Below are 10,168 nucleotides of genomic sequence, written 5' to 3' on the forward strand. Positions count from 1 at the left end.
ATTAAAATTTATTGTTTTCTTTTTCAAAATTTTCTTTTGAAAATAGTTCTAGAATGAAATTCTTTAGAAATTTCTTCTTTAAGTTTATCTACATCTAAAGTGATGTTTTGCTTTTTAGCTTCAGCAATTCTAGTCTCAATTTCCATTTCAATTTCTTCTTTAAGAAGTTTTTTATCATAAGCAATTGCAAATGGGTATCAAATAAGACATGAAATAAAAATTAAAACAAAGGTAAGCACACCAGCTTTTCAATCAAGACCTGTTGAAAGAAGTGCTCCAAAGAAAGTAGGAAGAGTTCAACCAACAGTTTGCACTGGAATTGCAATTAAATTAAGTTTCATTAAGATAAAGGTAACAGTTCCCATTACAATTGGTGAAAGAATAGCAGGAAGAGCTAAAAACGGGTTAAGAACAAGCGGGTATCCAAAGATAATTGGTTCATTGATATTGAAAATCCCTGGAAGTACTGATGGATAAGTAACTGAACGAATGTATTTTGATTTAGCAAAAAGGAGCATTACAATAATAAGTCCTAAGGTAGCTCCAGCTCCCCCAATTCATACGAATCATTGGAAAAATGGTTCAACTAAAATGTTAGCACCATCTTTTGCATAAAGCATACTTACTTTTAAGTTAGTTAAAAGTTCGCTGTTTTGATCGATTGCAATTAATCAAAATGGACGAGCAAGAGCTCCGATGATTGACATTCCATGAATACCTGCGATTCAAAGAATCATAACAAATAACACTACAATTAAGAATCCAAAGTAATTACTTTTTCCAAATAATGTTTGAAGTGGAGAAAGGGTGAAGTTAACATATGAGTGAATATCGAATTTTAAAAAGTAGAATAAGAAAGTAGCAGGTAAAATAACAAAAATCATAGGAATTAATGCGTTAAAAGGTTTTGCTACTGATTGTGGAACTGATTTAGGCATTTTAATTATGATGTTATATTTAACACATAATCTAAAGATTTCAATTGAAAGAATTGAAACTACAATTCCACCAAAAATTGTGGCTGATCCAAAAGAAGCAGTTGAAATAGTTGGGTTACCAATTCCAGTATATTTTGGTCCAATAATTGAAATTAAATAACCAATAAGCGCAATCAAAACACCTTGTTGATCATCTAATTTGTAGCTTTTGCTAAGAGAACGAGCAATTCCAAGAACTGCAAAAAATCCTAACATTGGGTATGTTAATCTATATGGAAGCATTAAAAATGATGCTCATTTTTTTCCAGCTTCGGTTTTCATTAAAACAGCTTGCCCGAAAGTTTGTCCGCTTTCTTTACCGATTGGGAAAAAGAAAAGGATTAAGAATAATGAACCTATTAATAAAATAGGAATAATTGAGATCATTCCATTGCGAATTGCGTCGATATAACGATTTTCACCTAATTTAGAAATAATAGGCATAAATGTTCTTTCGACTCATTTCATAAATGAAAGACCATAACTTTTTTTGGTTTTTTCCATTTTATGACTCCATTGTTTTTAAAATATTTTGAATTAATTTGGATGCACCAATTGGTGAATATTCAGTAATTTGAATTTGGTAGATTTTTTTGTTTTTGCTAACTGCAAATTCTTCAATTTGGCTATATTTGTGTTTAATTTGCGGAGCAACTAAAACAATGTCAAAATCACCTTCAAATTCTTCAATTTCATTAGTCCCAATGGCTTTGGCACTAAAATTGTCCAAATTTAATTTACTTGCTTCTTTTTCAAGTGAAGAAATTAAAATTTGAGTTGACATTCCTCCTGAACAAATAAGTAATACTTTCATCTTACACCTCTTTTAATTTTTTGCTTGCTATTGCTTTTTTAGCAAATACATAAACTAAATATACTAAAATGTTGGCTGCTTGTACAAAAACAAGACTAAGAAGAGTATATTTAATGCTATTATTTTGAGCTATTGCTAGTTCATAAGCTTCACCTCTAAAAACAGTATTATTTGCTGATAATTGCATAAGGTCATCGCTAAATACTGAATAAGCAATTGATGTATGTAAAAGTAAAGCAAATGAGATAACAAATGTTGTTAAGGTGAAAATATATTTAATTGGGTTATCACCAAGTAATTTTTGTCCATTTTTACGTTTTTGGTAAAAATCTTTTGCCAATAAAACGATGGAAACAAAAATAAGAATTGACATTAATAAAACTGTCATTATAAAATTAATGTCAGAATAGTTAAGGCTAACTGTTGCAATTTCAGATTTGCTTTTTTGCATTATCTTTGGTATAAATGCAAGTGTTTCAATAATTGAAAGAATTGCAACTAGAATACTTAGGCCTATAACAGAGCTAACTCTAGTTTTTTTCATTTTTACCTTCTTTGTATTTGTCAGTTAATTTTTCAACTAATTTGATCATTTTTTCAGCCATTACTAAAGCGTTTTCAGCTGACATAAATTGATCTTCAGAGTGCATAATTAAAACTGACTCGTTTTGAATTTGCCCATTTAAACTAGCTGTAAGTAAATTTGAATGAGCATTGTGAGTATTTTTGAGAAACTTTTTTCCTTCCTTGACTTTTTCTTTAGCTTGCTCAAGTTTTTCGTCAAAAGCTAAATCAATAGCTTCTAAGAAACAATTTTTAGCTTCACCACTAAAAGAAATAAGTTCAAAGCATAACTGTTCAATATTATTTTCCATATTTTTCCTCATATTTTTTTCTTGCATCAGATAATGAAAGATTATCTTCTAACATATAAAGTGACATTTGAACATTTTTGGTTTGACTAAATACCTGCTCGATTTCTTCGCTAGAAGCATTTGTAATTTCTTGAATCATATTTTTACATCTTTGTTCTAGCTTTTGATTTGAAGGAATTACATTAATCATATAATTGCCACGCACATATCCAAGCTTAGTCATTACTGCAGTTGATAAAATATTGCAAATCATTTTTTGTGATGTTCCAGCTTTCATTCGTGTTGAACCTGTAATAACTTCCGCTCCAGTATTTAGGAAAATTAAATGATCAACATCTAATTTATTTTCTTTTGAAAGCGAATTACAAATTAAAGCATTTTTGCATCCAATTTGCTTAGCATACTCAAGAGCTTCAATTACATAAGGGGTTCTACCAGAAGCTGTTAATCCTACTAAAATGTCATTTTTGTTTAAATTAACTGCTTTTAGATCTTCTCTAGCTTGCTCTTTATTATCTTCAGCACCTTCAATTGGTTCATAAAAAGCTTGTTTTCCTCCAGCAATTAATGCAATAATTTTACCTTTTACTCCGTAAGTTGGATAAATTTCTGATGCATCAAGCATCCCAATTCTTCCGCTAGTTCCAGCTCCAATATAAACGATTCTTCCGCCATTTTTTAAAGCTTTGTGAGCAGAATTAATTAATTTAGCAATTTTTACCTTGTTTTTTTGCACTTCAGTTAGAATGATTGAATCTTCTAATGCAATTGTTTCAACCATTGAGATAGTATCTAACTTGGAAAAATTGAAAGTTCGTTTGTTACGCTGCTCAGTTTTTAAACTTGCAATTTTGTTCATTTTCATAACTAATTGTTTCTTTCTAAGGTTCTATAAAGTAAGATACCTGGAACTTTTGGTACATCGTATGGTTTATTATTTTTTGTATCAAAGTTTCGATCTGTAAGATACTTAACAAGTGGAGTATCAACAACTTTCATATTAGCTTTTGAACTTGAAGCGTTTCTATAGTATGCTTTTTAACTCCATTTTCCTCTTTAAAGATTAAATATCCACAGTGAGTTACGTCTAATCAACTATTTAAGCTAGCAGGCACTGCAAGCATAATCAAATCACCATCTTTAAAGTACTGAGCTAAAAATTCATCACTAACAGCTTTAACATCTAAGTATTTAACTGTTCTATTTTCTTGCGCAACACCAGCAAGAACCGAATCTCTTTGAGCAGGATTTTCTTTATTTGGCATACCATTTTTAACAAAATCAATAGTGATAATTTTATCTGCATTTTCAGTACCTAAAACTTGCTCAGTAACTAAGTTTTTCGCAATTGGATTTCCATGTTCCCAATCAGTGAAAAAGTGTTTTCTATTTACATAAGTTACTTCTGAATTATTGTATCTAGTGCTTACTAAAGCATCTAAGAAACCACTATAATCACTAGCATATAAAAGTGCATTAACATAATCTAAATATGTAAAGCAATCTAGACCTGTAAAATCAGCTACTAATACTTCTTTATTCTCATTATTTCCAATTAGCCGATTAGCTACATATGGATCATTTAAGAACTTATCACTAATAAATGAAACAAGTTCATTAACTGATTTATCACCAGCTTGATTAAAAGTATTTCTAGCAGCAATAATTTCATTAACTTTCGAAATGGTTGCTGCATTAGTTAAAAGTGGATTTTCAGTTTTTAAAAAGCCACTAAAATATGCAAGAGTTGAATCTTTTGATTTAATCTGTTTATTTAAATCTTCATTTACTTTTTCTACTTTAGCTTTTTCAGCAGAGATATCTTTAAGATTTAAATTTTCAGTTTCTAGTTTTTCAATTAGAGCTTTTTCATTAGTTTTACTATTACAACTAATTATCGATAAAGCAGGAATTATACTAGCTCCTAAAAGCAAGAATTTACCGATTTTCATCTTTTCTCCTTAATTAAAATATCCGGGATTTTTATTATTTCCCTACTTTAATTTTATTTTTTGGTTATCAAAAATTTCAAAAAAATTTGTGTTATATTTAATATTTTGTGAAATATTTTATAATTTTGGTATGGCGAAACGAAGCAAAACTACAAATTTTGAGATCTTTTATGACAAACTTATTGATCAAAGTAATCAAAAGGAAACAATTAACAAACACATTGCACGTAAGATCTTAAAATACATTAAAGATTTAAAACCAATTGAAAAAGCAATTGATTTTTGCGATCAAAACGGAATTAGCCCTTCTACTTTTACGGCTTTTTGTAAAAAAATGGGGTTTTCAAATGTTAAAGAGCTCATTTTTATGCATGAGCAAATTTTAGAAAACTACAAAAAGAAAAAGCTATCTAAAAAAGATAGTGATAACAAAATTAAACTTGCAGCTAGAATTATTGATAATAGTCGTAAAATTCTATTTATCGGTGTTTCTGGGGCTTTAAGCACCAATATTGACTTTCAACTTAAGTTGCTAAGAATGGACAAAAATGCTATAGTTGTTTGAAATAAATATGAGCAAATCGGTCTTTCAAAACTACTGACTGAAAAAGATGTTATTATTGTTAATTCTGTATCGTTTCAGCACAAATGAATGATTGATATTGTAAAGCACACTAAAGCCGCAGTTATTGTGGTTTCTTCATGAATGCCTCCTGAAGTAAAAGATAAAGTCAAATTCTTTTTTCACATCAAAACCGAAGAAAGACAAGATGCTCTTAGGGTATTTACAATGCAATCTAAAATATTTGCTGTTGAGATTTATTACAAAATCTTTATCGAGCTTCAAAAGAACCAAAAAAACCAAGAAAATCTTGAGCTTTCTTCATACCGTTAATACCTATAAAATAAGTAAATAAATCTAAATTAGACCTTAATAATTCACTTAATTTAACACCATAAAATAAAAGCAAGATACAAATACATCTTGCTCTTTTTGTTATTTAATTATTGTGTTTGATTTAATTAAATTAGCTAAGTCATTTCTTGTAGAATCATCTGTTTTATCATAATTTTCAATTAATCATTTTATATCAATTAAAATTGCGTTAACTTGCTCATAAGGTTTAGAACTTCCAAAATCTTTTATACCTGATTTTCCAACATAAAAGAATTTTCCATTTGAATTAAAATAATCATTTTGTGAATCAAAAGGAATTAAAAAAGCGTTAAAAACATTTTTGGCACCTAATTTCTTTTTGTGACAAATATATTCGCCATAAGCTATTTGCTTAACAATATCACTTGTTTGCGGAAGAGTATTTGATCCTTTACTTGGATCAATTCCATATTTGTAATACTTTGCATCTAAAATGTAATAATTATCCTCTAAAATCATTATCGAATCTGGTATTAAAGAACTTGCTTCTTCTTCTTTTCAAATAGGGTTTTCTATTGTTCAAATTGCTTTAGGTTTTAGATCTTCTTTTTTAGATTGTTCGTAGTTATCAAAAACACTTTGAATCATTCTTTCTCAAATATATTCAAACTCTTTTGTACCATAAATTCAGCTAGATTTATTTTCATCATCATAGTTTTCAATTATATTAAGCATACATTTTAGCAAAGAAATTTCATTGTCTTTTTGAGTTTTTGAAAGCTTTTGTTGTAAGCAAGATTTGAATAAAGATTTGTGAAATTTCACATTGGGTTTTTCTATAACTGATAAAGAAACATTGTAAAATCAACCAAGATTTCTAATTCCTTCATAAATGCAATATTTATGAATCTTTGTAATTAACTCCTCATGATTTTGCAGATTTTTTCGGTGTAAAAGATTTAAATAGATTAAATTTTTGCCAGAAATAATTGGTTTTTCAATCTGAATTGTCTTTTTAAAATCAATTTTTCCGCCATTAGAATGTGTAATGATAATATCTTTTTCATGTAGATATTTCTTGTTGCTTATCAAAAATTGTTCTAAAACATATAAAAAAGAACTTAATGGGAAAAATGAATTTTTAGATGAACTTTCTTGATCTTTGTAAAGTGTTTGTTCTTGCGCTCTGTTCAAAAATTTAAGACATTTTAACAACTTTTTAATTTCTATTATTTTAGATTCTTCACCTTTTGAGTTTATGTCTTTAAGATTGTAACCAATAGGAAATGAAACTGTGAGAGTGTTATCTTTTTTTAATAGACCTACAAAACCATTTAATTCATTACTATTTACTACTTGAATTTCAAGTTCTTTTTTATTTGTTATATCTTGACTCATTATTTATTGTTATTTGATTTAGAACTTAATTTATTTTGAACTTCGACGTTGAAAATGCTCTTAAATCTTTCATTACCTTCACTCTTTATAAATATCTTTATAACTGAATCTAAGCTCTTAAATTCATCTTTAAACACACTTTCTCTGTTTAATTTAAAAGCGTCGTCTCATAAATATTTAAGAACTTTATGAGCAAAATAATCAATTCTTTTTTTATTCTCTAAATCCTTTTTGTTTATAAAGTATTTACCAATTCTTTTATCTTCCAAAGAACTCATATGGCTAGAATTATTTAAAATATGGTCATTAATTACTTTTAAGAAAGTTCCTCAAGAAACATTTGTGTCTAATATTTCAGAGTTTTCAAGTTTTTCTTCCTTTTCTGTAAAATCGTTAGAAATATGTTTCATTTCTCAACGTCTTTGAAAGGCAGTATCTAGAGTATAAACATTTTGATCTGAAGTATTCATTGTGGCAATAATAAATAAATTCGAAGGTAAATGGATTTTTTCCAGTTCTAAATCATCATTATTTATATATTCTAAAAGATCATAATTTGTTATTCCGTATTGACTTTTTCCACTTTCATCTCTATCTAAAAGTTGGAAAAGATCACCAAAAATAGAATGTGCATTTCCGCGGTTAATTTCTTCAATAATTAAGTAGTGATGATTATTAGTATCTTCAATTGCTTTTTTCAGAATCTTCGTAAAAGCACCAGGGACAAATTCATAAGAAATTAGGGTATTTCCATTTTCTTTTTTAATAATTGGCTTGATTTGACCTACAAAATCTCCATAGGTATATTCAGGATGAAAAACAACTCTTTCAAATCTGACTTGTTTATCTTTGTCATCTAAACAATATTCTTTTTGAACTTTGTATGATTTACCAACACCAGGTACACCGTAGTAGATGATATTTACACCTTTTTCATTTATGTTGTTTTTATTTTCTTTGGTTTCTGTCATATTTTCTTTACCCTTTTTATTTACATATACATAATTTTTCTCTTTTTCATTATCCATATTAGATATACAATGAATAAATTCATAATTTTTTAAATTAAATTCACTTTTGATTTTATTAGTTATTAGTATTGAATTAACCATAAAACTTATTTCTTTTTTCTCTTCTTTACTCAATTTTTCTTGCTCTTGTCATTTATTTGCTTCATCACCAAAGAGAATATCTAAAATGTATTTTTGTCATCCATCAGTTTTGTAATATGGAGAAAATACATCGGGAAACATAATATGGAGATATTTTTTAAATCAAACTCTATCAAATAGACTAAATGGTCAGTCACCTTCCTTAAATTCTCAAGATTCATGTTCTTTTATAGAATTATAAATTGACTTTATAAATTCAATGCATTCGTCAATGTTATTTAAATTGTAATTATCATAAGTGTTACTTTTCTCATAAACTTTCTTAAGAAACAATTTAACATCATTTGTTATTTGTATAGCTTCTTCTTTAGTAATTTCTCTTTTTTTGTGAATGAAAATGATTTCTTTTTTATCTTTACTTTTGGCTATTTGTAAAGGGAATTTAGTACTAGCGTCCCCATTTTTTATACTACCGAAAAATTCATTCATATAATCTTCAGTTTTTTTATTAATTGGTTTTTTATATACTCAACCATAATACTCTAGGCGATACATTAAATTTTCTTTTTTATCTTCTTTTTTTACTCCGTTTTCATTGGTTTCATTAAAGAGTTTATACAATAAATCTTCACTTGGTATTTTTTCTAGTTTACGTGGTTCAAAATTAGATTTAATTTCGTTATAAAATGAGTTCACATTATCTATATCTATTTTAGTTATTTTTTGAATTGCATCTCTTTGTATGTTCGGTTTCTGTGCTAAATAATCTTTTATTTTATTGATTTGGATTATTTCTTTATTAATACTCATTTTTTATCTCTCACTTTTTTAGGAATCAAGATTTAAAAAGTTATTTTTGTCTCTTTATTTAATTTTATCAGCATTCATTTCTTGTAAAATAATATTTCTCTTTTAATAATATTTTTTCACTTATACTAATTCTTTCTAGTAAAAAACAAAAATTTTATAAATTAGAAAAGTGAAGCGCAAATTAAATGCATGTGACTTTTTTGCGTCCATTGTGTAAAATAATAATGATATAAAAGAAATGCCTGTAAATTATTAAACTAAATGTCACTATTTTTTAATTTTTCACATTAATTTTCTTATAATTTAAACAACAAAAAAGCATTGTTATTTTTTGACACTTAGCTTGCGCGTCACTTTTCCGATTTTTAGTGACAAATTTGACTTAGCATTTACTAGAACTGTTGGGAGGGTTAAATATGTTATTAAAAAATAAAACAATTAACATAATTAATTCATCTGCATTCATTTTGTGAATAGTACCAATTATATTATTAATTATTGGATCACTAGGATTTGGTGATGGTTTTGAAAATAAAGGGTATTTTGCAACATTTTTGGTTGGGTGCTTTGCATTTATTTTGTACACATTTTTAATTTATTTAAAAATATCATTAAATAAAAAACTTAATAATGATAAATTTTCGATTCAAGAATTTATAACCCCCAGATTTAATCTTAATTATAAAAATAAAATAAATGAAATTAGAGTGATAAAACTTTTAACAGCAAGATTTATGTTTCGTTTATTTTTAGTATTAATGTTTTTTGGTGTTATGTTTTTAAGTTTTTGAATTTTAAATAAACTAATTCCTATTAGTTCAATTAATGTACCGAATGATTATATAGAAGGATATTCAAGAACCAAAGCAATACCTGCCGACTGAGAAAATAATTGACATTTTTATTTAAGTATGTTTGTTTCGTTATTTATAAGTTCTTTAATCCCATTATTTACTTTGGTTTACTTGTTAAAAGATGGTCAAAAATTAGAATTATTTAAAAAAGATAAAAGACATATAGATTTCTTGTTATTTGCTATGTTATTTTTGCTTATGTCAATTACCTTTGTAGCAATAGGATTTTGCTTTGCGATTAAAAATCAATATAGTTGATTTAAAGTTGAATGATTACCTGTTTGATCAATTGTTTTAATTACTATTCTTGGGGTTTTATCAGTATCTTTTGCAATTTGATCAATCATTGTTAAAATCCAGAGTTCAAACTCAAATAAAAGAGAGTTATTAAAATAATTAAATAAATATTAAAAAATAACTAATGTAAAGCAAATTATTAAACAAGCATTATAAATGCTTGGCTTGAGTGTAATCTCCAATGCAACAAAAATACCATTCC

General features: G+C 27.0%; 10 protein-coding genes. 2 read left to right on the top strand and 8 right to left on the bottom strand.

Features of this window, described 5'->3' with window-relative positions; translation table 4 throughout:
• Positions 1-8 precede the first annotated feature (8 nt).
• From GOQ20_RS03625 to GOQ20_RS03650, 6 genes are read right to left on the bottom strand one after another with little or no spacing between them, the layout of a single operon-like run.
• Positions 9-1,481, bottom strand: a complete 1,473-nt coding sequence (locus GOQ20_RS03625) for a PTS sugar transporter subunit IIC (RefSeq protein ID WP_167845443.1) — start codon at positions 1,479-1,481, stop codon at positions 9-11.
• 1 nt (position 1,482) lies between these two features.
• A complete protein-coding gene (locus tag GOQ20_RS03630) occupies positions 1,483-1,791 on the bottom strand; it encodes a PTS sugar transporter subunit IIB (RefSeq protein WP_167845444.1) in 309 nt (102 codons plus the stop codon).
• A 1-nt stretch (position 1,792) separates the two neighbouring features.
• The gene (locus GOQ20_RS03635) at positions 1,793-2,335 is read right to left on the bottom strand and encodes a hypothetical protein (RefSeq protein ID WP_167845445.1); all 543 of its coding nucleotides are present in this window, start codon (positions 2,333-2,335) and stop codon (positions 1,793-1,795) included.
• On the bottom strand, positions 2,322-2,666 hold the full coding sequence (locus GOQ20_RS03640; protein ID WP_165001804.1) for a PTS lactose/cellobiose transporter subunit IIA: 345 nt from the start codon (positions 2,664-2,666) through the stop codon (positions 2,322-2,324). Before GOQ20_RS03640 ends, GOQ20_RS03635 begins: the two co-directional genes overlap by 14 nt.
• On the bottom strand, positions 2,656-3,531 hold the full coding sequence (locus GOQ20_RS03645; protein ID WP_167845446.1) for an N-acetylmuramic acid 6-phosphate etherase: 876 nt from the start codon (positions 3,529-3,531) through the stop codon (positions 2,656-2,658). Before GOQ20_RS03645 ends, GOQ20_RS03640 begins: the two co-directional genes overlap by 11 nt.
• A 16-nt stretch (positions 3,532-3,547) precedes the next feature.
• Entirely contained in the window at positions 3,548-4,618 is a 1,071-nt protein-coding gene (locus tag GOQ20_RS03650) for an N-acetylmuramoyl-L-alanine amidase-like domain-containing protein (RefSeq protein ID WP_167845447.1), read from the bottom strand.
• 130 nt (positions 4,619-4,748) lie between these two features.
• Here GOQ20_RS03650 and GOQ20_RS03655 point away from each other — a divergent pair, with 130 nt between their 5' ends.
• Positions 4,749-5,513: a MurR/RpiR family transcriptional regulator gene (locus GOQ20_RS03655; RefSeq protein ID WP_167845448.1), complete on the top strand. Its 765-nt coding sequence runs from the start codon at positions 4,749-4,751 to the stop codon at positions 5,511-5,513.
• A gap of 102 nt (positions 5,514-5,615) precedes the next feature.
• Here the strand turns inward: GOQ20_RS03655 and GOQ20_RS03660 are convergent, their stop codons facing one another.
• Both GOQ20_RS03660 and GOQ20_RS03665 read right to left on the bottom strand, forming a co-directional pair.
• Complete coding sequence (locus GOQ20_RS03660; protein ID WP_167845449.1) at positions 5,616-6,893, bottom strand: LlaJI family restriction endonuclease; 1,278 nt, start codon at positions 6,891-6,893, stop codon at positions 5,616-5,618.
• Positions 6,893-8,815 (bottom strand): McrB family protein, encoded by a 1,923-nt coding sequence (locus tag GOQ20_RS03665; RefSeq protein ID WP_167845450.1) that lies wholly within the window; start codon positions 8,813-8,815, stop codon positions 6,893-6,895. Before GOQ20_RS03665 ends, GOQ20_RS03660 begins: the two co-directional genes overlap by 1 nt.
• 416 nt (positions 8,816-9,231) lie before the next feature.
• On the opposite strand from GOQ20_RS03665, the gene GOQ20_RS03670 reads away from it, so the two are divergent.
• Positions 9,232-10,065 (top strand): hypothetical protein, encoded by an 834-nt coding sequence (locus tag GOQ20_RS03670; RefSeq protein ID WP_167845451.1) that lies wholly within the window; start codon positions 9,232-9,234, stop codon positions 10,063-10,065.
• The last annotated feature ends 103 nt before the right edge of the window (positions 10,066-10,168 follow it).

The sequence above is a fragment of the Mycoplasmopsis gallinacea genome, from assembly GCF_012220205.1.
GTDB classification, from domain to species: Bacteria; Bacillota_I; Bacilli_A; order Mycoplasmatales; family Metamycoplasmataceae; genus Mycoplasmopsis; species Mycoplasmopsis gallinacea_A.